The sequence below is a fragment of the Xanthomarina gelatinilytica genome (assembly GCF_000348685.1).
Taxonomy (GTDB): Bacteria; Bacteroidota; Bacteroidia; order Flavobacteriales; family Flavobacteriaceae; genus Xanthomarina; species Xanthomarina gelatinilytica.
Genome location: NZ_ANLA01000005.1, coordinates 104,212 through 131,168 on the forward strand (window position 1 = coordinate 104,212; position 26,957 = coordinate 131,168).

At 35.1% G+C, this 26,957-nt stretch carries 21 protein-coding genes, 1 tRNA gene and 1 pseudogene; 12 read left to right on the forward strand and 11 right to left on the reverse strand.

Going from position 1 to position 26,957, the window contains the following annotated elements; all coding sequences use genetic code 11:
* Positions 1 to 36: 36 nt before the first annotated feature.
* The 7 genes from D778_RS05180 to D778_RS14135 all read left to right on the forward strand — a co-directional run bounded on the left by D778_RS05180 (position 37) and on the right by D778_RS14135 (position 10,256).
* Positions 37 to 1,392, forward strand: a complete 1,356-nt coding sequence (locus tag D778_RS05180) for a Na(+)-translocating NADH-quinone reductase subunit A (RefSeq protein ID WP_007648378.1) — start codon at positions 37 to 39, stop codon at positions 1,390 to 1,392.
* 154 nt (positions 1,393 to 1,546) lie between these two features.
* Positions 1,547 to 2,746 (forward strand): NADH:ubiquinone reductase (Na(+)-transporting) subunit B, encoded by a 1,200-nt coding sequence (locus D778_RS05185; RefSeq protein WP_007648380.1) that lies wholly within the window; start codon positions 1,547 to 1,549, stop codon positions 2,744 to 2,746.
* A 3-nt stretch (positions 2,747 to 2,749) separates the two neighbouring features.
* Positions 2,750 to 3,544, forward strand: coding sequence for a Na(+)-translocating NADH-quinone reductase subunit C (locus D778_RS05190; protein WP_007648382.1), 795 nt, complete (start codon positions 2,750 to 2,752; stop codon positions 3,542 to 3,544).
* Positions 3,545 to 3,547: 3 nt separating this feature from the next.
* Positions 3,548 to 4,198 carry an NADH:ubiquinone reductase (Na(+)-transporting) subunit D gene (locus D778_RS05195; RefSeq protein WP_007648383.1) on the forward strand — a complete coding sequence of 217 codons (651 nt, stop codon included), beginning with the start codon at positions 3,548 to 3,550 and terminating at the stop codon, positions 4,196 to 4,198.
* A 73-nt stretch (positions 4,199 to 4,271) separates the two neighbouring features.
* Entirely contained in the window at positions 4,272 to 5,045 is a 774-nt protein-coding gene (nqrE, locus tag D778_RS05200) for an NADH:ubiquinone reductase (Na(+)-transporting) subunit E (RefSeq protein ID WP_007648385.1), read from the forward strand.
* Between the two features lie 4 nt (positions 5,046 to 5,049).
* The gene (gene nqrF / locus D778_RS05205; protein WP_040491558.1) at positions 5,050 to 6,357 is read left to right on the forward strand and encodes an NADH:ubiquinone reductase (Na(+)-transporting) subunit F; all 1,308 of its coding nucleotides are present in this window, start codon (positions 5,050 to 5,052) and stop codon (positions 6,355 to 6,357) included.
* Positions 6,358 to 6,470: 113 nt separating this feature from the next.
* Positions 6,471 to 10,256 (forward strand): T9SS type A sorting domain-containing protein, encoded by a 3,786-nt coding sequence (locus tag D778_RS14135; protein WP_007648389.1) that lies wholly within the window; start codon positions 6,471 to 6,473, stop codon positions 10,254 to 10,256.
* A 295-nt stretch (positions 10,257 to 10,551) separates the two neighbouring features.
* Here D778_RS14135 and D778_RS05215 read toward each other — a convergent pair whose 3' ends face one another.
* The 5 genes from D778_RS05215 to D778_RS05235 all read right to left on the reverse strand — a co-directional run bounded on the left by D778_RS05215 (position 10,552) and on the right by D778_RS05235 (position 16,922).
* Positions 10,552 to 13,797 (reverse strand): CHAT domain-containing protein, encoded by a 3,246-nt coding sequence (locus D778_RS05215; protein ID WP_007648401.1) that lies wholly within the window; start codon positions 13,795 to 13,797, stop codon positions 10,552 to 10,554.
* An 11-nt stretch (positions 13,798 to 13,808) separates the two neighbouring features.
* A complete protein-coding gene (locus tag D778_RS05220) occupies positions 13,809 to 14,546 on the reverse strand; it encodes a tetratricopeptide repeat protein (protein WP_007648403.1) in 738 nt (245 codons plus the stop codon).
* A gap of 4 nt (positions 14,547 to 14,550) precedes the next feature.
* Complete coding sequence (locus tag D778_RS05225) at positions 14,551 to 15,126, reverse strand: RNA polymerase sigma factor (RefSeq protein ID WP_007648405.1); 576 nt, start codon at positions 15,124 to 15,126, stop codon at positions 14,551 to 14,553.
* Positions 15,127 to 15,229: 103 nt separating this feature from the next.
* Positions 15,230 to 16,372, reverse strand: a complete 1,143-nt coding sequence (locus D778_RS05230) for a hypothetical protein (protein WP_007648407.1) — start codon at positions 16,370 to 16,372, stop codon at positions 15,230 to 15,232.
* Between the two features lie 91 nt (positions 16,373 to 16,463).
* A complete protein-coding gene (locus D778_RS05235) occupies positions 16,464 to 16,922 on the reverse strand; it encodes a hypothetical protein (protein WP_007648409.1) in 459 nt (152 codons plus the stop codon).
* A 175-nt stretch (positions 16,923 to 17,097) separates the two neighbouring features.
* Here D778_RS05235 and D778_RS05240 point away from each other — a divergent pair, with 175 nt between their 5' ends.
* The 3 genes from D778_RS05240 to D778_RS05250 all read left to right on the forward strand — a co-directional run bounded on the left by D778_RS05240 (position 17,098) and on the right by D778_RS05250 (position 20,021).
* Positions 17,098 to 17,475 (forward strand): hypothetical protein, encoded by a 378-nt coding sequence (locus D778_RS05240; RefSeq protein ID WP_007648411.1) that lies wholly within the window; start codon positions 17,098 to 17,100, stop codon positions 17,473 to 17,475.
* A 7-nt stretch (positions 17,476 to 17,482) separates the two neighbouring features.
* Positions 17,483 to 18,514: an FAD:protein FMN transferase gene (locus D778_RS05245; protein ID WP_007648413.1), complete on the forward strand. Its 1,032-nt coding sequence runs from the start codon at positions 17,483 to 17,485 to the stop codon at positions 18,512 to 18,514.
* Between the two features lie 220 nt (positions 18,515 to 18,734).
* Positions 18,735 to 20,021 carry a tetratricopeptide repeat protein gene (locus D778_RS05250; protein WP_040491545.1) on the forward strand — a complete coding sequence of 429 codons (1,287 nt, stop codon included), beginning with the start codon at positions 18,735 to 18,737 and terminating at the stop codon, positions 20,019 to 20,021.
* Positions 20,022 to 20,047: 26 nt separating this feature from the next.
* Here the strand turns inward: D778_RS05250 and D778_RS05255 are convergent, their stop codons facing one another.
* The 3 genes and pseudogenes from D778_RS05255 to map form a co-directional block, all read right to left on the reverse strand.
* Entirely contained in the window at positions 20,048 to 20,815 is a 768-nt protein-coding gene (locus tag D778_RS05255; RefSeq protein WP_007648417.1) for a class I SAM-dependent methyltransferase, read from the reverse strand.
* Between the two features lie 38 nt (positions 20,816 to 20,853).
* Positions 20,854 to 21,084 (reverse strand): annotated as a pseudogene (locus D778_RS14870) (GxxExxY protein).
* A 195-nt stretch (positions 21,085 to 21,279) separates the two neighbouring features.
* On the reverse strand, positions 21,280 to 22,098 hold the full coding sequence (gene map, locus D778_RS05265; protein WP_007648421.1) for a type I methionyl aminopeptidase: 819 nt from the start codon (positions 22,096 to 22,098) through the stop codon (positions 21,280 to 21,282).
* A gap of 119 nt (positions 22,099 to 22,217) precedes the next feature.
* Between map and D778_RS05270 the strand changes: the two genes are divergently transcribed.
* A complete protein-coding gene (locus D778_RS05270; RefSeq protein ID WP_007648429.1) occupies positions 22,218 to 23,489 on the forward strand; it encodes an acetyl-CoA hydrolase/transferase family protein in 1,272 nt (423 codons plus the stop codon).
* A 77-nt stretch (positions 23,490 to 23,566) separates the two neighbouring features.
* Here the strand turns inward: D778_RS05270 and D778_RS05275 are convergent, their stop codons facing one another.
* The 3 genes from D778_RS05275 to D778_RS14875 all read right to left on the reverse strand — a co-directional run bounded on the left by D778_RS05275 (position 23,567) and on the right by D778_RS14875 (position 26,589).
* A complete protein-coding gene (locus D778_RS05275; RefSeq protein ID WP_007648430.1) occupies positions 23,567 to 23,980 on the reverse strand; it encodes a BT0820 family HAD-type phosphatase in 414 nt (137 codons plus the stop codon).
* Positions 23,981 to 24,039: 59 nt separating this feature from the next.
* Positions 24,040 to 25,557 (reverse strand): 2,3-bisphosphoglycerate-independent phosphoglycerate mutase, encoded by a 1,518-nt coding sequence (gpmI, locus tag D778_RS05280; protein ID WP_007648431.1) that lies wholly within the window; start codon positions 25,555 to 25,557, stop codon positions 24,040 to 24,042.
* A gap of 87 nt (positions 25,558 to 25,644) precedes the next feature.
* Complete coding sequence (locus D778_RS14875; protein ID WP_007648432.1) at positions 25,645 to 26,589, reverse strand: GNAT family N-acetyltransferase; 945 nt, start codon at positions 26,587 to 26,589, stop codon at positions 25,645 to 25,647.
* A gap of 64 nt (positions 26,590 to 26,653) precedes the next feature.
* Between D778_RS14875 and D778_RS05295 the strand changes: the two genes are divergently transcribed.
* Positions 26,654 to 26,726 (forward strand) — tRNA-Gly (locus D778_RS05295).
* The last annotated feature ends 231 nt before the right edge of the window (positions 26,727 to 26,957 follow it).

Here is a 26,957-nt window from a genome sequence, read left to right on the forward strand (position 1 = left end):
TAATCACATTTACTATTAACAAATAGATTTATAAACATGTCAAACGACATTAAGATTAAAAAAGGTCTGGACATTAAACTTAAAGGTGAAGCTGAAAAAGCGACTGAAAACGCTATTGTTAGCAACTACTGTACCTTAAGGCCAGAAGATTTCCATGGAGTTATCCCTAAATTGTTAGTAAAAGTTGGTGCCAAAGTGAAAGCAGGAGAAGCTGTTTTTTACGATAAATCCAACGAAGCTGTTAAATTTGCTTCGCCTGTTTCTGGAGAAGTTATAGAGATTTTACGTGGAGAAAAAAGAAGGATATTAGCTATAAAACTTCAAGCAGACAAGGAGCAGGTTTACCAAGATTTTGGAAAATTTGATGTCCAATCGGCAAATGGTGAAGCTGTTAAAGCACATTTGTTGGCTTCTGGTTGTTGGCCATTTATAAAACAACGTCCTTACGATATTATTGCTAAGCCAAACAGAACGCCTAAAGCCATTTTTATTTCGGGTTATGCTTCTGCACCATTGGCAGCAGATTTGGATTACACCTTAAAAGGAAAAGAAGCAGAGTTGCAAGCAGCAGTCACTGCCTTAGGGAAATTAACCGAAGGTAAGGTGCATGTATCTGTAGGCAAAAATAGCACTTCACCTTTAGCTGGTTTGTCTGGAATTACTTTACATAAAGTTTCTGGGCCACATCCTTCTGGAAATGTTGGAACCCAAATCAATAAAATTGATCCAGTTAACAAAGGCGAAGTGGTTTGGACTGTAAATGCTCAAGACCTGGTTATTATAGGGGAATTGCTTTTAACCGGAACATTCAATGCTGAACGTATTGTTGCTTTGGCAGGATCTTCCATAAAAAAGCCAAGATACTTTAAAACCAAAATAGGTAGCGAAATAGCAACCATGGTTTATGATAATGGTATTGATAAAGACAGCAATGATAGGATTATTTCCGGCAATGTTTTAACTGGAAAACAAGTTAGTCCAGATGGGTGTTTGGATTATTACAGCAATATAATCACTGTAATCCCTGAAGGAGATGATTATGAGTTTTTTGGATGGAACAAACCCGTATTCAATAAGGTTTCCACCTCTAGAGCCCTTACGTTCTCTTGGATGACACCAAACAAAGAATATGAGTTGGACACCAATACAAATGGGGAGCATAGAGCTTTTGTGCTAACAGGAAATTACGAAGAAGTATTTCCGTTGGATATTTATCCGTTACAAATCTTAAAAGCATGCATGTATACAGATTTAGATGAAATGGAAGCTTTGGGTATGTACGAAGTAGCTCCTGAAGATTTTGCCTTAACAGAATTTGTTTGTGTATCTAAACAACCTCATCAAGAGATTATAAGAAAAGGTTTAGACGTAATGATTAAAGAAATTGGATAATTATTCATTTCGTGTAGCGAAATGAAAAATACAACTTTATTCATTTCGTGTAGCGAAATGAAAAATACAACTTTATTCATTTCATGTAGCGAAATGAAAAATACAACTTTATTCATTTTGTGTTACGAAATGAAAAATTTTTAAAAAAAGAACCATGGGTTTAAAAAGCACATTACATAACTTAAAAGAAAAGTATAAGGGAACCAAAATGGCTCCAGCGTTCAATGCGCTACATACTTTTTTATACTTGCCAAATGAGACCACGCATAACGGAACTCATATAAAAGTGGCAGACGATTTAAAACGTACCATGAATACGGTAATCATGGCAATGATTCCTTGTTTGATTTTTGGAATGTTTAATGCTGGATATCAACATTTCGCAGCTCTAGGAACTCCTGTGGATTTCTTGTCCTGGGACGCTTTTTATATAGGATTGATTAAAGTGTTGCCACTGGTAATTGTATCTTATGGGGTTGGATTGGGAATAGAATTTTTATTTGCAATTATCAAGGGTCATGAAGTTGAAGAAGGCTATTTGGTAACTGGAATGCTAGTGCCTTTAATTGTGCCTATAGACACGCCTCTATGGATGCTTGCAGTGGCAGTAGTTTTTGGGGTTGTTATTGGGAAAGAAATTTTTGGAGGAACAGGGATGAATATCCTAAATCCTGCCTTAACCATTCGCGCCTTTTTGTTCTTTGCATATCCAACCTGGATGTCTGGAGATAAAGTATGGGTTCATGGTGCAGTTGCAAGAGATAAAGCCATTGCGGCAGGAGAAAATTTAGATGCTATTTCTGGTGAAACCATTTTGGGAGCTTTGGCTCAAGGTAAAGAAACAGTCTATTCCGTTGCAGATATGTTTTATGGATTTATTCCAGGTTCAGTAGGGGAAACCTCTACTTTATTGATACTATTGGGAGGTTTATTCCTAATATTCACAAAAATAGGTAGCTGGAGAATCATGTTGTCTTCAGTGTTAGGAGCCATTGTCATGGGACTAATTTTTAATGGTCTTGTAAATGCAGAGGTTATATCGCAAGGAAGTAAATTTTACGGGTTGATGAGTACTCCATATTGGGAACACCTGTTAATTGGAGGTTTTGCTTTTGGTACTGTATTTATGGCAACAGATCCTGTAACAGCATCTCAAACAAATAAAGGAAAATGGATTTATGGATTCTTAATAGGTTTTATTTCTATCATGATTCGTGTATTCAATCCTGCGTATCCAGAAGGTGTTATGTTAGCGATCTTATTAATGAACGTGTTTGCACCAACCATCGATCATTATGTGGTTCAAGGTAACGTGAAACAAAGAATGAAACGTCTTAAAGTTAAAAACGCATAAGAAATGGAAAAGAGAACAGATAAAAATTCATATACCATTATTTTTGCCATTGGAATGGTGTTGGTTGTTGGTGCATTATTGGCATTTACAGCGTCATCTTTAAAACCAAACATTATAGAAAACCAACGTTTGGAAAAGCAGCAAAATATTTTATATGCTATGGGTATTAACGATAACGACGAGTCCAGTGCTGTGTTTATCTCTACAGATAAAGCCCCTGAAGCTTTTAAAAATAATGTTACAGATCAATTGGTCATTACTGTAGATGGTAGTGGGAAAATATTGAAAACACAAACACGTGATGAATATTTTAACGAAACCAAACAAGAGCCTTACTTAATTGATGTTAAAAAACAAAAAGCAAATGCAAAGAAAGGTGAGCCAAGAAAATTACCTTTATTTGTTGGTCAAAATACGGAAGGTAAAACCGTTTATGTAGCGCCAATTTACGGCAAAGGTCTTTGGGATGCCATTTGGGGTTACGTGGCCATGGATGAAAACATGGTAGTTCAAGGTGCTTATTTTGATCACAAGGGAGAAACACCAGGTTTAGGTGCAAATATTAAACAGCGCTACTTTATGGATGATTTTTATGGAGAGCATTTGTTAAATGAAGCAGGTGTTTTTAAAGGGATAACCGTTGCCAAAGGTAATGCCGATCCTAAAAACGTAGACAAAACCGATAATGAGGTAGATGCCATTGCAGGTGCAACCATTACAGGTGATGGTGTAACAGCAATGATAAAAAGCGATTTAAAGCTTTACAAGCCTTATTTTGATAATTTAAAAAACAATTAACCTATGGGACTTTTATCAAAAAAAGATACGAAATTAATTACAGATCCATTAGCAGATAACAACCCAATTACCATACAGGTACTTGGTATCTGCTCAGCTTTGGCAATTACAGCAGAGTTAAAAGCTTCAATTGTGATGTCTATTTCTGTAATATTTGTATTAGGAGTTGGGAATGTTGTTATTTCTTTAATAAGAAACATTATCCCTTCAAAAATTAGAATTATTGTGCAACTTGTTGTAGTTGCAGCTTTGGTAATTATTGTTGATCAAGTCCTTAAGGCCTTTGCTTACGAATTAAGTAAAACCTTGTCTGTATTCGTAGGACTTATTATTACAAACTGTATCATTATGGGACGTTTTGAAGCTTTTGCTTTAGGAAACGGTCCATGGCGATCTTTCTTGGATGGAATTGGTAACGCACTAGGTTATGGTGTTATATTGATTATTGTAGGATTTTTTAGGGAGTTACTGGGATCTGGAACCTTATTGGGATATCCAGTATTGGGGAATCCAATTCCAGGAGAACTTTCTGGGCTATATGCATTAGGCTATGAAAACAATGGATTTATGTTATTATCTCCAATGGCCTTGATTGTTGTTGGAATCATCATTTGGGTACAACGTAGCAAAAATAAAGCATTAATAGAAGATTAATAAGGAAACAGTGTACAGTCACAGTTTACAGCACAAACTGTTCACTAAGACTGAGACTGAAAACTAAAAGAATATGGAACATATAGAATTATTTTTCAAATCGATATTTATAGATAACATGGTATTTGCTACGTTCTTAGGAATGTGTTCGTATCTGGCTGTATCTAAAAAAGTAAAAACGGCTGTAGGTTTAGGAGCTGCAGTAATTTTTGTATTGGCAATTACAGTGCCTTTAAACTGGTTATTGGATCAATTCCTTTTACAGCCTGGAGCCTTAACTTGGTTGGGCGCAGAATATGCCGATTATGATTTAAGTTTCTTATCGTTTATTATGTTTATTGCTACCATAGCAACCATGGTACAGTTAGTAGAAATAATAGTAGAGAAATTTTCACCTTCATTATATAATTCACTAGGTATCTTTTTACCACTAATTGCAGTAAACTGTGCAATTTTAGGAGGCTCCTTATTTATGCAATCTAGAGAGATAGCTACTTTAGGATTAGCAACAACCTACGGAATAGGATCTGGAATAGGATGGTTCTTAGCCATTCTTGCCATTGCTGCCATTCGTGAAAAAATCAGGTATTCAAATGTTCCAGCGCCATTAAGAGGCCTAGGGATTACCTTTATAATCACTGGATTAATGGCAATAGGTTTTATGAGCTTTGGTGGTATGTTAACAGGAGGAGACGATGCTGCCCAACCGGAAACAGAAACGGTTCAAGTACAGGATCAACCTGAAACAAAAGATGTTTCCCTTGTTAAAGAAGAGAACAATACAGAGGAAAATGGCATGTCTGATATGGAACAAAAAACTTTAGCCAACAACACAATAAATGAGTAACATGATAGTATTAGCAGCAGGTACATTAGGAACAATCATTATAACAGTAGTCGCTTTCTTAATAATTACATTGTTATTAGTTGCGTTGTTATTAGTGGTAAAACAAAAATTATCTCCATCAGGTCCAGTAAAAATCACTATCAATGGAGAAAAAACAATTGAAGTAGCATCTGGAGGTAGTTTACTATCAACTCTAGGTTCAGAAAAAATATTCTTACCATCTGCTTGTGGTGGTGGTGGAACATGTATTCAATGTGAGTGTCATGTATTATCTGGAGGAGGCGAAGCGTTACCAACAGAGACACCTCATTTTACACGTAAAGAATTACAGCAAGGGGCACGTTTATCTTGTCAGGTAAAGGTGAAACAGGACATGGAAATCACCATTCCAGAAGAAGTTTTTGGAATCAAGAAATGGGAAGCAACCGTTGTACGTAATTATAACGTGGCGTCTTTCATTAAAGAGTTTGTAGTGGAGATTCCGGAAGACATGGGTTATAAGGCAGGTGGATATATTCAAATTGAAATCCCACCATGTACTATTAAATATGAAGATATTGATATTACAGCTCATCCAGAAGAGCACGATACACCAGACAAGTTTCAAGCAGAATGGGATAAATTTGGTCTTTGGCCACTTGTTATGAAAAACGATGAAACAGTAGAAAGAGCATACTCTATGGCTTCTTATCCAGCAGAAGGAAGAGAAATTATGCTTAACGTTCGTATCGCTACACCACCTTGGGATAGAAATAAAAACGGATGGATGGATGTAAATCCAGGTGTAGCTTCATCATATATCTTTGCTCAAAAACCAGGAGATAAAGTAACCATATCTGGTCCTTATGGTGAGTTCTTTATAAACGAATCTGAAGCTGAAATGCTTTATGTTGGAGGAGGAGCTGGAATGGCACCTATGCGTTCTCACTTATATCATTTATTCAAAACCTTAAAAACAGGTAGAAAAGTAACCTATTGGTATGGTGGACGTTCAAAACGTGAGTTGTTCTACTTAGAACATTTCCGTGAGTTGGAAAGAGATTTTCCAAACTTTAAATTCTATTTGGCACTCTCAGAACCATTACCAGAAGATAACTGGAAAGTGAAAGAAAGTATTGATGCTCCTGGAGATGGTTTTGTTGGGTTTATTCATAATTGTGTTATTGATAATTATTTAAATCATCATGAAACACCAGAAGATATTGAATTATATTTCTGTGGTCCACCATTAATGAACAAAGCTGTTCAAAAAATGGGTGAAGATTTTGGAATCCCAGATGAGAATATCAGATTTGATGATTTTGGAGGATAAAGCTTCCAATCTAAAATAACCATAAACCCAATACGAAAGTGTTGGGTTTTTTTATGCTCACATTTTATAATTGTTTCGATGACATAGTATATTAACTTAAAAAGCTATTAATCATGAAACGATTTTTACTACTCACGCTATTATTGCTGGCAAGCACAATAGCAATGGCTCAAACCACATGGACTGGTCTTGGAGCTAATTCTAACTGGAACAATACAGACAATTGGAACACCAATATTGTCCCTACAGTTACTGATGATGTGATTATTCCAACAGGATTTACAGTTGATGTTAATGTATCAGCCTCCATTAAATCCATTCAGTTACAAGGAAATTCAACGTTAAATATTGGAAATAATTTAACTTTTACTCAGGCTTCAAATTTTGCTGGTGGCACAACAATTAATTGGAATTCAGGTTATATAACAGGAACTTCTACTTCGCTTACCAACAATGGAACAATAGCTGTATTCAATAGCAATGTTTTTCTAGGAAGCTTGACAACACTTATTAATAATGGACAAATAAACTTTAACGGAACAGGCGATATTTACATTGTAACAGATGCCGTTTTGAACAATGCAATTACTGGTACCATTTCATTTTTAGCAGATGGAGGTAGATTTTCAGAATCTGGTAATGGTTCTAACCTATTAACTAACGATGGTCTTATTGTGGTTACCCTTCCTGATGTTAACGACGAAGTCTTTATTAATGCCGAGTTTCAAAATAATGATGGAACCATTCAAGTCAACAATGGTATCTTGAATTTTAACAATGGAAGTCTGGATGCTCAAGTATTGACTGATGGGATTTATAATGTGGCATCAACAGGCATCATAGATTTTGATAGTGCCATTACCTTAAGTGGAAGTTTATATGGGGCTTTGAACGGTACTATAAATTGGCGAAATAATACCAAGGTAGCTTTGGGAAATAATGCATATTTTAATTTTACTGGAAATGCAACCATAAATTGGACATCTGGAGCATTGGTTGGTGGAGGCACTTTAACCAATAATTCCGTAATCAATCTGTTGACAGGAAATGTTTTTATAAATGATGCTTCAATATTGGAGAATAATTCAGAGATTCGGTTTACTGGAACAGGCGATATTTACATTGGTACTGATGGCGTAGTTAACAACACTTCGTTAGGTACCATTTCATTTTTGGCACATGCAGGTAATTTTGTAGAATCAGGAAATGGTACGAACATTTTAACAAACGACGGACTAATTGTTGTTGATCTTCCTGATGCTAACGACCAAGTCTATATTTATACTGAGTTTCAAAACAATGATGGCACCATGCAAGTTGATAATGGTATCTTGAATTTTAGTCATAGTGTTTTAGAAGCCCAAGTATTAACAGATGGTATTTATAATATAACATCAACAGGTACTATAGATTTTGATAGTGCCATCACTTTAAGCGGAAGTTTAACGGGAACAATAGACGGTACCTTAAATTGGCGAGGCAATACCAATGTAGCAGTAGCTGATACGGCATTTTTTGACTTTACAGGAAATGCAACCGTAAGTTGGGTTTCTGGAGCATTAGTAGGTGGAGGTACGTTGACCAATAACTCCACAATTGATGTTTTGGCAAGTAACGTGTTTATTTTTGATGCATCATCCCTAGAAAATAATTCAGATTTACGATTTACGGGAACAGGTGATATCTACATAAGTGTTGATGCCTTGGTTAACAACACAGCTTTGGGGATTATTTCATTTTTGGCGGATGGTGGTAATTTTTCAGAATCGGGAAATGGCACAAACTTATTGACCAACCATGGACTCATTGTTGTTGACCTTCCAGTTGTTAATGACCAAGTTTATATCAATACCGAGTTTCAAAATAATGATGGCACCATTCAAGTCAATAATGGTATCTTGAATCTTAATAATAGTGTTTTAGGCGCTCAAGTATTGACCGATGGAATTTATAATGTGGCAGCAACAGGAACGATAGATTTTGATAATAACATCACCTTAAGCGGAAGCCTATCAGGAACTTTAGACGGTACATTAAATTGGCGAGGCAATACCCATGTAGCCTCTAGTGATACGGCATCCTTTGACTTTTCTGGAAATGCAACCGTTAGTTGGGTGTCTGGGGCATTAGTTGGTGGAGGTACATTGGCCAATAACTCCACAATTAATCTGTTGACTGGCAACGTATTTATATACGATATGTCCTTGCTATTAAATAATTCTTTATTACAGTTTATAGGAACTGGAGATATTTATATTGATACAGATGCTGAATTAAGAAATAATGCCTCAGGTCTTATCGATTTTCAGACAAATGGTTCTGGTATTACACCATCAGGTAATGGAATTAACCTACTAAATAACCAAGGATTGGTAAAAAACACATCAGGAGGAAATGTGACTATTAGTGCCGAAACTGAAAACTCGGGTACTATTGAAGCTACATCAGGTGTATTGAGCATCTCTACGTCATTGGACAATCAAATTGGAGGAAGACTATCAGGAGTTGGAACTATTAACCTACCATCAATTGCTAACTTAACCAACGATGGAAATGTATCTCCAGGTTTGTCACCAGGAACCTTAACGCTTTCAGGGAATTATTTGTCTTCAAGCAATTCGGTTTTAGAAATGGAACTTAACGGACTTACACCTGATACACAGCATGACGTACTTGCTATTTCAGGGACAAACGTGATTTTTGAAGGTATGGTTGATGTTACCTTAGGATTTCAACCAAGTATAGGAGATACATTTACAATTGCAACAGTAAGTGGTACAATCGCTACAGGAAATCTTGTATCTCCAATTTATGCAGAATACGATTGTTTGCAATATACATTTGATGTGAGTTATCCAAATAACGATAGTGTTTTGTTAACTGTTTCAGATGAAGCAGATGTACACAATCCTGTTGTTATAACTCAAGATATAACTTTAACTCTTGATGCTACTGGAAATGCCAGTATTACTACAAACGATATAGATAATGGATCGACAGATAATTGTGGTATAGACACGATGAGTTTGGACATGGCAACCTTTACCTGTAACAATTTAGGAGCTAATACAGTAACCTTAACAGTTACAGATGTTAATGGGAATGTAGCTAATAACACCGCAATAGTTACAGTAGTGGATAATATATTGCCATTGGTTGTCACTCAAGATCTAACAGTGCAATTGGATGCTTTGGGGAATGCAAGCATTACGGCAGCACAAGTGGATAATGGCTCAAGTGATAATTGCTCCATAGCAAGTTTGGACTTGGATGTTACCGATTTTACCTGTGCCAATTTAGGAACAAATACAGTTACTTTAACAATTACGGACCAAAGTGGCAATAGTGCTTCAGCTTCAGCAACAGTGACGGTTGAGGATAACATAGCTCCAACCATAAATTGTCCTTCTGGATTTACAGTAGAATCTAATGGAGATTTCACTTTACCTGATTATTATTTAGATGGTCTCGTTACAGTTGACGACAACTGTGGTATTAGTAGTGTGGTTCAAACACCATCTGCAGGATCTATTTTACCTGATGGATATTATGATATAGATTTTATTGTTACAGATATTTTTGGGAACTCAAAAAGTTGTATGTTTCAAATAAAAGTTGAAGACCTTACCCTAAATGTCAATGCCTTTGAATTAACAGAATCCCACATTGTATTGTATCCAAATCCGGCAACAAATATGGTAACCCTAAAAAACAATAGCCATGTGAATTTAAAATCAGCTACAATTATTGATGTCAAAGGAAGTGTCATTCAAAAAATCAATTTGGAAGCTATGGGACCAAAAAAAACCATTTCGTTGCAGGATTATGCAAGTGGCGTTTATTTTGTAAAGATTTACTCCGAAACCTCTTCCATAGTTAAACGATTGATCAAACAATAAACAAGTTCGTTTCATGTTCTTTGTTTACAGAAAGAGGCTGTTCATGTATGTGATAGCCTCTTTTATATTAAATTATTTGATGAAGAGGATATAAAATATATCCATGCTCACATTTTTTGAATTTTCCGATGATATGTTATAGCTATTAATTATTAATGAGGGATTTCTTAATTATTTTTAGTTTTTGGTGAAAAGGGCTGTTATAAAAGACAGCCCTTTTCTATACTCACAAGTCATAATTAAGACATTCGTGGATATTTTCAGACACTGAGTAAAAGTAAAATTGTCATTTGTTTTATTTGTTACCTTGTCTTTTAAGGATTATTAGCAATATTGATAGTATTGCGAAACCAAGGATCCAATATAGATAATTGTTGGAAGTAGTTAGATTGATGGGTGACGTATCGCCAATTAGAACCAATCCAGCCCAATATTGTGGATTCATGGTTCGTCCTTTTGCTGTAGTTAAATAACTTAATTTGGCCTGTTGCAAAGCTAGGTCTTTATCCATACCATTTTTGATGTTCTTGTAAAACAGTTCAATAATTTCGGCACTGGATTGCTCATCCACTTTCCATAAGCTGGTTAAAATGCTTTCGCTTCCAGCATAATTAAAAGCGTGAGCTAAAGATATCATTCCTTCACCAGCCTGATATGATGGTTTTCCAGTTTCACAAGCCGTAAGTATCGCCAAATTAGATGATAAATTAATATTGTAAATTTCGTAGGTATATAAATAACCATCTTCTTTGGATGACGCGTCTGTTGATTTGGCAAAAACCAGTCTTGAAAGTTCAGGAGATAAGTTATTGGATTCTGCATGTGTGCCAATATGGATGATTTTGTGCTCTTTTGCACTGTTTTTAAAAATATGTTCGGTAGAGTTTTCATTTAAAAAAGAGTCGCCATTAAACAGGTGTGAAGATTTTTCTGCCAAATCTTTGGTAAAAGGTTGTGGCAAAAGGGTTAAATACGCTTTGTCCAAATCTATAGAATCCTTGATTTTAATTTGATACTCTTCTTTCATTTTATCGTTGAATTCAGGCACAAATGCAATAAAATTTTCTTTATAACCTATGGTTTTGGTTTCGTTGCCCAACAGGAACAAACTGTAATTATATGATACTATGTGTTTAGCCAACAAGCTGTTAGTGGTAAATTCTGAATAGGACTGTATGGCTTTGTCTGTTAACATTTCAAAACTTAGGTTAAATAATTCGCCATCTGGAATGATAATCACTTTTTTGGTTGCGATAGCAGGTTCTAAAGGCTTCCATAGTGTTTTATATAGATTGTATAGATGTATGCCATTGGATTTTATCTGAAATGGATTTTCAGTCAATTTTAAAATATTGTTTTTTGCAGTCTTGTAGTTTAGTTTAAAAATTTGTTTTCCGTTTTCAGTTAAAACAATGGCATATAGATTGTTGTCGTTAAATACATAGCGGACAACCGTTGTGTTTTCTGGAATGTGTTTATGCAGTTTATTCAAAGGTTCCTCAATAGAGGCATATCGCATTTTATAGTATTTAGGGTAGTTGTTCTTCAGGCTATCCAAAAAAGAGTTCCAATTGGAATTAGTATTAAAGAAAGTTTCAAAACTACCATCGGTTGCACTTTCAATGGAAGCATTCATTTTGCTTTTTAAATAAGTTTCCCTAGCTATTATTTCTTTTGGGATGTTAGCAAAAGCCAAATTGTTTTTAAGGTTCAACCTGGACCTTATACGATTGTAAACACTGGACTCATGAAGGGTTAAAAACTTTGAAAGGTAGGCTTGGTTGTCTGTTAGGTTGAACAAGTCCAATAAAATTTGTTTGGAAAAATCAAAAAGCTCATTGTTTTCAGTTATCAGCAAACTTAAATCGTCGTAAGATTTAATAATTTCTTTTCGTTGATTTAATATCGCAATACCATCATTTAATTGGTTTAACAGTTCTTTTAAAAAAGTGTCGGTTTTGTTTGTATTTAAATAATAACTGGATTTGGCATTTATTAGTAACGCTTTGGGTTTTCTGTATTGTATTTGTATGGAATCCGTAAAATTGGTGGTAGTAAGATTTTTGTTGTTTAGCATGTTTAAAGCTTCATTGCTGTACGCTTGTGCATCTTTGTAATGCTTTAGTTTAAAATGAACTTCGGCCAAATTTAGAATGTGATGAAAACCTTGCAATGTGTTGTTGAAATCGCTTGTTTTTATAAAATGGTAGCATTCTTCAGCTAAAGATATGGCTTTTTCGGTATCCTGTATTTTGGCGTAAAATAAGGACATGTCTATCAATTCGTCCAAATAATCCCTTGTATATTCGTTTTTTCCCAAAGATTGTCTGTATAAGGAATCGGCTTCTAGAAAATACTTTTTGGCATTTTTAAAATCACCTAGCTCATCACTTATGGTGGCTTTGGTGGATAAGGCGCTGGCATGCCAATAAAACTGAGTGTTTTTGCTCGTGTTAATTCTATAAAGAGCCTGGTCTATTAAATTGTTTGCAGCATTAAAATCCCTTAAACCCATTTTTGCCTGTGCCGAAATAATTTGTGAAATGGTAATGTTATTGTCTTCAGGAGCTAAGGTTTTCAGTTTTTTTCGATAGGAGTAGGAAATAAGCTCGTCGGCTCTTTCAAATTCCCCAATGGAATGATAAAAGGAACCTAAATTGTCAATTGCAGCCAATTGATGCTTTAAAGCCCTTAATTTTTTGGATTCGTCTGTAGAAATTTCTATAAATGTTTGAAAGCTGGCAATGACTTCTTTTGATGCTTGAATGGCATCATCTACATGGCCTAAGGCATGGTTTAAAACAGCCATGTTCATTTTTACCAATGCAGGACGATAATAGGAATTCATAGGGTTTTTTTCAACCTGTTCCAGCATTTTGTAAGCTTGGTTAAAATAGTACAGACTACTATCCAGTTTAGCCGAATACCACATCATGCCTCCAAGGGCATTATAGGTTTTATGTAGTGATTCATAGTCTTTTGTTTGCTCTTTTTCCATGGTTTTAATGGACATGGTATACAGTGCTTTAGCCATTGCCATATCTCCAAGATTGGATGCCAAATAACCAAGATTATGATATATGCCACTAATGTCAGCTTTCCTTGGGTCTTCAATCTGTTTGGCAATTTCAAGGGCTTTTTCAACAGTTGTGTAGGCTCTTTTGGTATAACCTGCATCATCATAAATCCAGGCCAATTCCAAGAGTACCTCTTTATCCACAAAAGGAATTTGATACTGGTTTAATTCTTTTCCAAAGGTTTCGGCTCGTTTTATGGCCACATCGTGATTTCCATTGGCCAATTTTAAACTGCCTACCAGAGCGATGTATTTTATTAAACTGTCTGTATTTTTTTCCGTGCGATACCTATCAAGTTGTTTCTCTAACTCAATTCTAGCTTCTGTCATTGCCTCTTTGTCCAAAAGTTTTTGAATATAAGCAATGTTTTGAATGTCTGACCCTTGGGACCAAGTGGTATGAAAACTACCTATAAATAGCAAAACAACAAAGATGGTTACTACGTCTTTAAAAATTGTTTTCATAATAGGTAAGGTTAATCCTCTAACTCAGAAAGTATGGTTTTGCTATCAGCCATATTGCTTTGTTTAAGGGTTTCTTTTGCAAGTTCTATTTTGTTATTTTTCAAATAGGCTAATCCCAAGTAATAAAAAGCATCATTTTTAAAAGCACTTTCTTTAAGTTCCGTTACTTTTTCCAAGTAGCTAATGGCTGTGGTTGTTTCTCCCTTGGCCAAATAAGCCGAACCCATAAAATAATTAAGCGTATCGTTTTCAGGTTTGTTTGTTAACAAGGGTTGCCATTTGTTAATGGCCAATTGGTAGTCCTGTCTTTTGTAATTTACCATGGCATCATAAAACACAAAATTGTCTTGAGTGCTCATGGTAGTTGGTAAACCTGGATCTGGAGCGTAATATTTGCTGTATAATTTAGAGTTGGAATTTCCGTTGAAAAACCAGAAACTTCCAACAGCAATTATTACTGCTGCAGCTGCTACCCACTTCCTAAAGTCCAAATGTCTTACTTTTGAAGGTTGTTCCATAGGGCTTTTGGTATCTGGGAGTTCGTTATGGAATGTCTCAATTTTCTCTGTTAGAGCTTGTGTTTCTATCCCTAAAAGCAAAGTTTTGATATCTTCCACCTGATTTTTAAAATCGGGATTATTGTTAAGTTTTTCTTCAAAACCGGCTAGTTCATCAGGTGTCATATTATTATTGATATAACGCTCAATGTATTCTAATTCCTCTTGGGTTATGTTGTAATTTGGGTTCATGCTATTATCTCTTTTTCAAGGCCAATTCTCTTAATTTTTGCATGCATCTATATTTTTTGTTTCTGGTAGATGCTGCGTCCAATTGCAGCTCTTCTGCAATGGTGTTCATGGATTTTTTTTCAAAATAAAATTTTGTCAATAAATCTTTGCAAGGCAAGCCTAAGTCTTTAAAGGCTTGCATGACACCTTGTAATCGGTTTTCTTTTAAAATGTCATCATGGGATTCTTGGGTTTCTTTGTTTGAAATTTCAAAATGATTTAATTTAGAGGCAACCACTGTTTTTTTATAATGTTTAGAGCGTAAATGGTCCATCCACTTGTTTTTGGAAATGGTGTATAAATAACCGTTTAAGGAATGATTGTTTTGTGGTGTGAACTTGTTGGTTTTTACATTGTTCCAAACTGTTATAAAAGCTTCTTGATAAACATCCTTTGCATGTTCCTTAGTGCCACTGTTTTTTAAAACAAAAGCTTCCACTTTATGAAAATTGCTTTGATACAGTGATTTTAAAACACGCTCATCATTGTTTTTTATGAGCTCTATAATTTGCGAGCTGTTTATATCTGTAAGTGTATTCAAGTGATTTTCAATTTTCTGTATCTTATATTAAAGATAGTAGAAAGTTGCAATATGTCACATCATTTTTGACGAACTGTATTTTATTAAGTTAAAATGAAATTTTTTAATAACCATTATCAGTTTCTTCCAAGTGTTGCCAATTATAGTTGTTGGTAGTGTTGTCTGTATTTGGATTCCATAACGAATTGTCTGTTGCTATATAATCGTTATTATGGTTCATCCATACATTGTTTTCATAGCCATCTACTTTATAAATGTTTCCAGAGGCATCTGTCATGTTTCTTCTTTCGTAAATACCATCTATATATTTTGCATGACCAGCATCAGATGCTGCCTGATTGCTTCTCCAAGCATTGTATTGGTTGTCCATAGCCTGACTTCTGGCTCTTCCTGCCGCCAGGATTTGCTGTCCTTGTGCCTGGATGCTTGCCATGCGTTGTTGGTGTGCAGCATTGCTTTGTTGAGCTGCTTGCGCATAATATTGATTGTTTGTCTGGACCCATTGCGGATTTATCTGGAAGTTTATCAAGGCATTTATATAGGTGTTTTTGGCACTCTCGTATTCAGCTTTTGGCGCTTCCAAACTGTTTAGGGTGTAGCCCCAATCCAATCCACCAATGCTGGTATATTGCGCTATGAAATAACGAACAATTACCATGGATAACTTGCCATCTGGACCTTCCCACTCTGTAACCACACAATCTGTTTGTCTTTGTTCTGGTGTGGATTTAAACAAATAACTGTTAAATTGTTTATCAAATTGAGCCAGTTGAGGTAATGGAAATTGATTGATGTATCTACCTCCTTGAGATTCTATAAAGGGTTTTAATTCTTCATTTATAAGTAGCTGTAAACTTTTTATTGGTTTTACATTGCCTCCACTTTGCAAGGTAAATTGATTCCTTTGTGGACTGTTTGAATAAAAGAACGAATTGAAAATCTCGTTGTAAACTTTCACACCATTGGGCGCTTCAAATAAAATGTTTTCGGCATTTGCTTCTTTTTTTTTCCAAGTGCTTGGAATTGGCATAACTCCAATGGGCATCCCAAATTGTTTGTTCATCACGTAATAAGGTTTCAAACCTTGGTTTCCAGTGTTGTTTTGTTCGGAAATGGCTGCTTGGTCGTTCAGTTTGTTTTCGGTATCAAAACTGTATTCTTGCAGTGTGGTGTTCTCTTTATCTTCGCCACAGGAATTTAGTAAAATAAGGATAAAAAGTAACCAAAGGATGTTAAAGCGTTTCATAATGTTCGTGTTATATAAACATATCGAAACACGTTACAAATGTCATCACAAAAGATGTTTAAATTTTACAAATATTTTTCAAATTAAGAATTTATGACAACATCAAGGCTTTAGAAGTTTTGATTTGAGGTTGAAATTGAAATAATTGGTTACAATCCATAACATCTGGCATGTTGTCTAGTTTACACAGGAATTGTACTACAGCCGAAAGCCCTAAAAACAAAACCTCTTTATCTGTAGGGTTTTTAGGTTTTTTGTTATTATGATGAAGAGGCAATTGATAGCCACAAGCTTTTAAAAATTGGGCTTCTATATGCAACAATTCCAATGGGGAATAGCCATTGAAGGTTTTGCCGAATTTTTGATTTACCATTCCTATGTAATTTAATGTGGTGGAACCATGATTGTCTGAAAGGTGTTTCCAAGCATCTGTATGGTCCAAAATATTCCCAACGGCACATTGTTTGCAACACTCTGGATTTAAGGTGTTGTTGTGGAAAGCTGTGTATAGTTTTTGTATGGCTAAGTCTAATCTTTTTGTTGTTTTCATAGTTTTAGCTTTAAAGTTTGGAACAATAAGATACAAATTTTGATGGAAAAGGAAACGGTTTAAATACAACTTTAACTAGAAGTATTTGAAAAAAGCGTTTGAAATTTATGAATATTTTGAGTTAAACTATTTTTAAATCTGCTGAAGACAAATTTTTTAATAGTAATTTTGTGGTATGAAAAAAGCACTTTCAGCACAGGAATTACATTATCTGGCCATGAACCACGTTGGGAAGGAATTGGAAGCTCGTGGTTTTGAATTTATAGCTGTAAACAGTAAATTAAAAAAACATCCGCAATTTGTATGTATGGACAAGACCAAACAATATTATTTTGTAATTGTTCGTGCAGTGATTTTACCTGAAAACCCTAATAATTATGACGTGGTTTGGATGGAATCCTTTAAAAAACACGCCATGGAAAAAGACGCCAAGGTCTTGTATGCAGGTGTAGGACTGGGTAACCCTCAAGGCGAAGACTTGCCAATTTATTTAAACGAAGAATACTTGATTGAATACAATGGCATTCAAGTAGTAGAAACAAATTTAAATTAGCTTTAAGATGAACAATGAAAGATTAGGGACTCGTTGTTGTTTCGCTCATAGCGAGAAATCTTCTTATTTCACATTAGTATTACTGGCATTCTTTTTATTGGTTTCCTGTAATAAAGAACCAAAAAACACCAAGTTGTCCGGAGCTGTTTTTGGGACATCCTATTCTGTGATTTACGATTCAGGAATAAATTACCAAAAACAATTTGATAGTTTGTTTTATGTCATCAACAAATCCATGTCAACATATCAGGCCAATTCAGACATTTCAAAAATAAATAGGAATGAAGCTTTTGCGATAGATGAGCATTTTGCAAAGGTATTTGATGCTTCAAAAGACATTTACAAGCAAACCCATGGTGTTTTTGATCCAACCATTGGTGCAGTGGTCAATGCTTGGGATTTTGGTCCTGAAGGACATATAGAACGTTTGGATAGTTTAAAGATAGATAGTTTGATGCTTAGTGTTGGCCTGGACAAGGTAAACAGGCAAGGTCTAAGCATAAAAAAACAAAACCCCAAAACATTTATTGATTTTAACGCCATTGCCAAAGGGTATGGCGTGGATGTTATAGGCCTGTTTTTGGAAAGCAAAAACATCTCTAATTATTTGGTGGAAATAGGTGGTGAAATTAGGGCTCGAGGAAAAAATTTGGATAAACAGTCTGCTTGGAAAGTAGGTGTGGAAGAACCGCATTTTGATGGATCGCAATCTGTTTTAAAAGCTATTTCCATTCACAATGAAGCCATGGCGACTTCTGGGACTTACAGAAAGTTTAAAACCGATGCCAATGGCCATAAATACTCTCATATTATAGATACGCAAACAGGTTATCCCAGCAAAACCAATTTATTGAGTGTTTCGGTTATTGCCAAGGATTGCATGACGGCCGATGCTTATGCCACAGCTTTTAAGGCCATGGGAATTGATGCCGTTAAGGATTTTTTAAAAACACATCCAGAATTAAAGGTGTTTTTAATTTTTGAAAACGACAGCAAGGAATTGGAAACCTTGTCCTTAAATGGGTTTCCTGAGAGTTGAATACCGTAAAACAGTTTGGACTTTGTCTTGGTTATAAGGATTTTACCAAAAAATATTCTTTATTATTTATGTGAGATGTCATTTAAAAGAAGAATTTAACATTTTGCCGAAAAATTTTAAATTCTTGGTTTTTCCTACAAAACTTCTCTTATTTTAGTTGGTAACTTGTTGATATGTTGACGCTAACACATATTTTTTTGCTAAACTAAATATTACATTAATGAAATCCCTCTTTATCACCTTTTTTCTTCTTATCGGTATTTTTTCCATTCATTCACAGACAGAACAAGAAATTGGATCTGTTTACATAAAAAGAGCTGAAGAAAGCTTTAAGGAGGGGAATATGGATGAAGCTAGGGATTATTTTAAAAAAGCCAGACAATATATCAAAGAAATAGAGGACAGCAAAGTGGCCAGGATAGGAGCGCTTTTAAGTGATGATATAGGAGATTATCAAAAAGCACAAATTCTTACCAAGCGCTATTTTGATTTAAACCCGGAGAAATCTACAGATGAATATTTGGAGATGCTGGAATTATATGTTCATATTGAAGAAGCTTTGGAAGCTAAAAAAATAGAACAGATAAAAATAGCCGAAGAACAAATTCGTGAAGAAAATAAACAAAAACGTTTGGATTCCCTTACCAATGTTTGGACTCAAAGATCCAATATGTTTTACTTAAACATAGATAGTATAGGTACTTTTAACCAATACAATGTTGCCATTTATAAACTTGAAGACCATATAGGTCTTATGGATCACTTGGGGCAGGTTGTCATTGAAGCGAATACCTATAAACATGCTTTGGATTATGATGGTTACGTGCTGTTTATGGACGATAAAATAAAACCCACCCGATTATTTTGCTATAATGCTTCTACCAAAAAAGGATATCAGCTTCCAAGCATAACCCAATTCGACCCTCAAGCTTACGATTATGGAAAGGTGATGTTGCCAAGAGCGAATGGTTTACTGGTTGCTTATCCCAACAACGCCTCCAATGTGCTAATTTTTAATTTGAATGCGCAGGAATTTCAAAAAGGTTTAGATAAAAAAGAATATTTAAAAACACTCAAAAAAAACGATATCATAGAAAAATACAACAATGATCTTCAAATTAAAATTGAAAAAAACTGGTACGAATTAGGAGATGCCTTAGGAGGAGGGATTCATCCATTATACGAACACAAAACAAAACTCTACGGGTTTTTAAATACGTTTAATGGAACGGTTTATACCTCTAATTATTATAGCCATTTTGGCGCTTTCTGTAATGGGAAATTTCAAATTGTAGAAAATAACAAACATCTATGGATGGATGTTGAAGGATTGAAATACGAAGATAATGAGAATGAAAGTGGTGCTTATTCTGGAGCATCAACTTTTGTAAAAGACAATACTGGAAAATATAAAATCGTTCAAAAAGTTGATGGTAAAAACAAATTGGTTTATGGAGATGAACAATTGCCAATGCTGAACGATTTTTTGGCACAACAATCCAATTAACAAAGGTTTATGCAACCCTTTTTTTGTTAGGGTTTAAATACCACTGGAATAATTTCGCCTTTGGCTAAACAATATTTAAGGATGTCGCTTTTGGAAAGGGTTGCTGTGTAATCCACTTCTTCAACTTTAAAACCAATGCTTCTAAGTTTATCAAAATAATCCCGACCATAAATCCTAACATGGTCATACTGTCCAAAGATTTTAGCTCGCTCTTTTTTATTGGTTATGGTATTGTCTTCAAAAGTTTTTGCCCTGGATAGATCTTGAGGGATTTGAAACACACCAAAACCACCTGGTTTTAAAATTCTGTATAGTTCCTGCATGGCTTTGGTGTCGTCTGGAATATGTTCCAATACATGGTTACAGAGAATAACATCAAATTCATTATCCTTGAACGGAAGTTTGCAAATATCTGCTTTTACATCAGCCAATGGCGAGTTTAAATCGGTTGTCACATATTCCAGGTTTTTCATTTTTCTAAAGCGTTTGTAAAAAGCTTGTTCTGGTGCAAAATGAAGGACTTTTAGATTTTTGGAAAAGAATTCTGTGTCGTTTTTCAAATACAACCATAAAAGTCTATGACGTTCCAAACTCAAGGTTGAAGGCGAAAGTACATTGTTGCGTTGGTTGCCGTAACCATAAGGCAAAAACATTTTAAAGCTTTTACCATCTATGGGATCTAAATATGTGTTGCCTTTTAAAAACCAAGCTAAAACAGGTCTTGCCACATAACTTAACCTGATAAGTATGGGTCTTGGAATGGTGTTTAGGATGAATTTGAATAGTTTTTTCATAGTTGTTTCGCAGAGGTACTCAGGGATTTCACAGAGAATCACTGAGGCGTGTTTATAAAACGTTTGGTGCCGTTTTTTAATAATTTTGTATGAAAATTAATTAATAAACCTAAAGGGTAGTTTCCTAATTTCATATATGTTAAAATTTAAGCAGTATGTACATAAGTAAAAGTTTCAACAGTTTTTAACTCGAAGACAGCTTTGTTTTCAACAAGTAAATCAATTCTAAAACCATGGTCTAACTTAATATCTTTATAAACAATAGGCAAAGCAATTTCTTTAAAAACATATTATCCAATGGACTGAAGATCAAAAAAAGAGACATTCTTGATAGGCAGATTCCAATAAAACAGGATCTTAAACACGATGGACATTTAAGGCAACTCCAATAATCTTTTCAGTTGGTTTATTATTCATAATTCCTTGGGTATCTCGGTAAGACCCTACGAATCTTGTTGTAAAAGCTAAAGCACTAAAGCTTTTTGTCTAAACTCATCTTCTTCATTGGAAACAATCCCTAAAGCTTCATAGATATAAGCAAAAGTAGAAAGCAGTTCTGGTTTGCCATCTACAAGGGCCACATTGTGTTCAAAATGAGCACTTGGTTTGTTATCTAAGGTGGTTATGGTCCATCCATCCCTATGTTGTTTAATTCTATGGGTTCCCATGTTTATCATAGGCTCTATGGCAACAACCATCCCTTCAATAAACTTTTTCCCACGACCACGTTTTCCGTAATTTGGCATTTCTGGATCTTCATGCATTTTTCGTCCCAATCCATGACCCACAAGTTCCCTTACAACACCATAACCGTGAGCTTCACAATATTTTTGAATGGCAAAGCCTACATCGCCAACACGATTGCCTAATTTAAACTCCCTAATACCAACATACAAAGATTCTTTGGTGACATCCAATAATTTTTGGATTTCAGGATCAATTTCACCCACGGCAAAGGTATATGCGTGATCTCCATAAAACTCGTTTTTAATGGCACCACAATCTATGGAAATGATATCGCCTTCCTGTAAAGGGTCGTTGGTAGGAAATCCGTGAACTACTTGTGAGTTGGGACTCATGCACAAGGTGTTCGGAAAATCGTATAAGCCCAAAAAGCCAGGAATAGCTCCTTGCTCCCTTATGTATTCTTCGGCTAATTTATCCAATTGTAAGGTAGTGACTCCAGGTTTCACTTCTTTGGCCAACATGCCCAAAGTTCGTGAAACAACCAAAGCGCTTTCACGCATCAATTCTATTTCTTCTTTTGTTTTTACTTTAATCATCTTAAAAAAATATGGGCAAAGATACTTAAAATTAAATGGATTTCTTTTTTATGAAACATGACTTTAGACAGTTTTTAGTTAGTAAATATTGAATATTTTTGTACTCTAAAATAAACACCATGTACAAATCCATTAGTGCCGAAGAAGCCGTAAAAGTCATTAAATCCAACAGTAAAGTATATATTCAAGCAGCAGCAGCCGCACCTCAAGTGTTGATAAATGCCATGACAGCAAGACATGAAGAGTTAAGAAATGTCGAAATTTGTCAACTACACACCGAAGGTGAAGCGCCTTATGCCAATCCGGAATTAAGAGACAGTTTTCATGTGAATTCCTTTTTTATTGGAAAAAATGTAAGACACACTTTAAAAGCAGGAAATGGGTCATATACACCTGTTTTTTTAAGTGAATTGCCTTTGTTGTTCAAAAGAAATATTGTCGATTTGCAAGTGGCTTTAATACATGTGTCCGTTCCTGATAAACATGGGTATTGTTCTTTGGGAGTTTCCGTAGAGGCAACCTTGGCGGCTATTGATAATGCCGATTATGTGATTGCCCAAGTAAATAAGCAAATGCCAAGAACACATGGTGCAGGGATTATTCATATTTCAGAAATCAATGCGTTTGTGGAGTGCGATGTGCCTTTGCCTACACATGATATGGTTGAACCTTCTGAAATTGAAAACAAAATAGGGAACCATGTGGCTGGCTTAATTGAAGACAGAAGCACTTTGCAAATGGGTATAGGTAATATTCCAAATGCTGTGTTGACCAGGCTAACCAATCATAAAGATTTGGGGTTGCATACCGAAATGTTTTCTGATGGTGTTATTGACTTGATATTAAAAGACGTCATTAATGGTAATTATAAGGGCATAAATAGAGGAAGGGCTTTAACCACTTTTTTAATGGGCTCTAAACACTTGTATGATTATGTGGACGACAACCCTTTTATAGAAATGCGTGCATCTAACTACACAAACGATGTGTCCATAATTAGACAAAACCCAAAAATGGTTGCTATAAATTCTGCCATTGAAGTAGATGTTACTGGACAGGTTTGTGCAGATTCAATTGCAGCTCATATGTATTCTGGAGTTGGAGGTCAAATGGATTTTATTCGTGGCGCTTCCTTAAGCGAAGGTGGTAAAGCTATCATTGCATTGCCATCTACCACAAAATCAGGTATCAGTAGAATTGTACCTACTTTAAAACCAGGTGCTGGAGTTGTAACAACACGTGCGCATGTGCATTATGTTGTTACCGAGTATGGTATTGCCAACTTATATGGAAAAACCATTAAAGAACGTGTAAAAGCACTTGTGAACATAGCACATCCAGATCATAGGGAAGCCATAGACAAACAATATTTTGAATTGATAGGATATTAAACAAAGAAATTTATTGAAGTTTATTTATATAACAACAACCATAAGTTTTTGCTTAGATTGGTTAGAATTTATGGTTGTTACCTTTTAAAAAACGAAAAGAACCCTTTCTTTTTTTCTTTTTTAAGTGGACTGTAATTTGGATTGGACAGTCTTTGGTAGACTTCTCCCCAACCAATAAAACCACCAATATTTCGATCGTCTATAAATAAATCGGCATGAATTTTACGGCTTTTGGTATAATCAAATTGCTCTTCCGGAAAGCTTTTGTTCACAGCATAAAAAGTTAAACCGTTTTCTTTGCAAAAATTAACGGCTTCTTCCAGTCTAATGTCACTTCTATAGGTCCATAATATCAATCTGTGACCATCTTTCTGCAGTCGTTTTAAGGTTTCGAAAGCAAAAAGTTTGGGTCTACCAATTTTTGGATAATTATCCTCTACGATAGTTCCATCAAAATCTACAGCTATAATAAGTTTATCGTTAAAATTCATAGGTTTTAGTTACAGGCAAAAATAAGCAAATTAAAATGTAATCTTTATTTCCTTTAAGTTTAGATTAACGCATGTTGCGTCATTTTTTCTGGCTGTTCAATACCCATAAGTTTTAAAATAGTTGGAGCAATATCTCCTAAAACCCCATCTTTAATGGTTTTTAAATCTTTGTCTATTAATATTATAGGAACCGGATTTGTGGTATGCGCTGTATTTGGTGAGCCATCTGGGTTTATCATGGTTTCACAATTACCGTGATCTGCAATTAAAATGGTGGTATAATTATGTTCCAAAGCTGTAGTCACAATTTTATTGACACAAATATCCACAGCTTCACATGCTTTTATGGCGGCTTCCATGACACCTGTATGCCCAACCATATCGCCATTTGCAAAATTTAGGCATACAAAATCCACTTCTGCTTTTTTTATTTCGGGAATTAAGGCATCTGTCAATTCATAAGCACTCATTTCTGGTTTTAAATCGTAAGTGGCCACTTTTGGGGAATGTCTTAAGATTCGTGTTTCGCCATTAAAAACAGTTTCCCTCCCTCCAGAAAAGAAGAAAGTGACATGTGGATATTTTTCTGTTTCAGCTATTCTAATTTGTGTTTTATGGTTTTTTTCCAGTACTTCCCCTAAGGTATCTGTTAAATTATCTTTGTTATACACAACTTGAATGTTTTTAAATGTTTCATCATAATTGGTCATGGTAACATAATACAAATTCAATTTATGCATGTTTTGCTCATGGAAGTCCTGTTGGGTCAACGCTTCGGTAAGTTGTCTTCCACGATCTGTTCTAAAATTGAAAAAAATGACCACATCTCCCTCTGAAATCTTAGCTAAGGGCTGATTGTTTTTATCAACCATTACAATAGGTTTGATAAATTCGTCTGTGACATTGTTATCGTAACTTCTTTGTATGGATTTTAAAGCATTTTTTGAAGCTTCACCAATTCCTTTTACCAAAGCGTCATAAGCCAATTTAACACGATCCCAACGTTTGTCCCGATCCATAGCATAATAACGGCCAGTAATGGTGGCAATTTTGGTAGGCTTGTTCACGATAAACTCCTCCAATTCAGTAATGAAACCATAACCAGATTTTGGATCTACATCACGACCATCTGTGAACGCATGAATATATGATTCTTTTACTCCAGAGGTTTCAGCTGCAGTAATCAAACCTTTTAAATGATTAATGTGTGAATGCACACCGCCATCGCTTACCAAACCTAAAAAATGTATGGGTTTGTTATGTGTTTTGGCATGATTAAAAGCTGCAATTAAAGCAGGTTCTTGAGCCAATGTGTTGTTTTTTACAGCCAAGTTTATTTTAACCAAGTCTTGATATACTATACGTCCAGCACCTAAATTCATGTGGCCAACTTCGCTGTTTCCCATTTGGCCTTCTGGAAGCCCAACATGCAAACCATCCGTTCGCAGGTTTGCATTTGGATACTTTGCGTAAAGTGAGTCTATAAAAGGTGTATGAGCATGATCTATGGCTGAAACTTTAGGGTCTGGAGATTTCCCCCAACCATCTAAAATCATTAAAATAACTTTTTTATTCATGGTAATTTACTTTATAAGTCAAAGATAAAAGTTTAAACTGCTTTAGGTTTGAAATGAAGAAAAAAAATGACTTTGTCCTTGAAATAACTAGGACTGGAATCTTTTAAGCATGACATAATGAATGCCGACATTTGGGATTATAAAAGCATCGCCAGATATTAAAAACCCTTTGCTTTTATAGAATTCTACAGCAATTTCACGAGCATTAAACCAAAATAAATCCACTTTTTTTTGAATTAATATGTTTTCTCCTTCATCTATCAATTGTTTTCCCAAACCTTTTAGTTGAAATTCTTTTAAAATGGCCATGCCACGAAGTTGGTATTGACGAGGTTCAGAAAATATAGGCGAATTGTTTTTCATAAAAGAAGCCACACCAATTAAATGGGATTTAAAGAATAAACCTAAATGAAAGGTGTCTTCCTCTGTGTCCCCATCAAAAACGCAAGCCTCAATAGGTTTTCCTTCACGTAAAACAGGTTGTCTTACTAAATACGTTTCTTCGGCAGAAATTTGTTTGATTTCATAATGGGGATTTTCAATTTTATAAAGTTTTGCAGGCATGCCATCGTAAATGAATTCATTGACAACATGCAAACCACACTTTTCAATGACTTTATGTGAAGCTGTGTTTTTAATGTGAGCATGTGCATAAATATCTTTCAGTTTTAAGGTTTCAAACCCATAAGTTATGGAAGCTTTGGCACTTTCGGTTGCATAGCCTTTATTCCAATATTTTTTATAAAAACGGTAACCAACTTCAACTAGTTTTTCATTTGTATGGTATTTTAAGCCACACCAACCTAAAAACGTATCATTTTCATTTAAACAAACTGCCCATCTACCCATGTTATGAAGCTTGTAATCTTTATATTCTGCAAGAAAGTTTTTAGCGTTAACTAAAGACTTGAAAGCAGTGTCGCCAGTGTATCTAATAACATCAGGATCCTTATTCATTTTATAAAAATGAATGGCGTCCTGAATGTTGAATTCCCTCAAATAGAGACGATTGGTTTTAAAGATGATGTTCATAAGGTAAACTTATAATTTTTTTCTTTTATTAGATGAAATACTTATTTATATTTGCATCGGAAAGGCGAGAGTAGCTCAGTTGGTAGAGCGTCAGCCTTCCAAGCTGAATGTCGCCGGTTCGAACCCGGTCTCTCGCTCTAAAGCCTTGTCTGTTTGATGAGGCTTTTTTTATTTTCTCATGTTTAGAATTGGAACAAGATTTAGGGTGAGAAGTTTATACTGAGCGCAGCCGAAGTAAACCCGGTCTCTCGCACTAAAGCCTTGTCTGTTTGATGAGGCTTTTTTTATTTTCTCATGTTTAGAATTGGAACAAGATTTAGGGTGAGAAGTTTATACTGAGCGCAGCCGAAGTAAACCCGGTCTCTCGC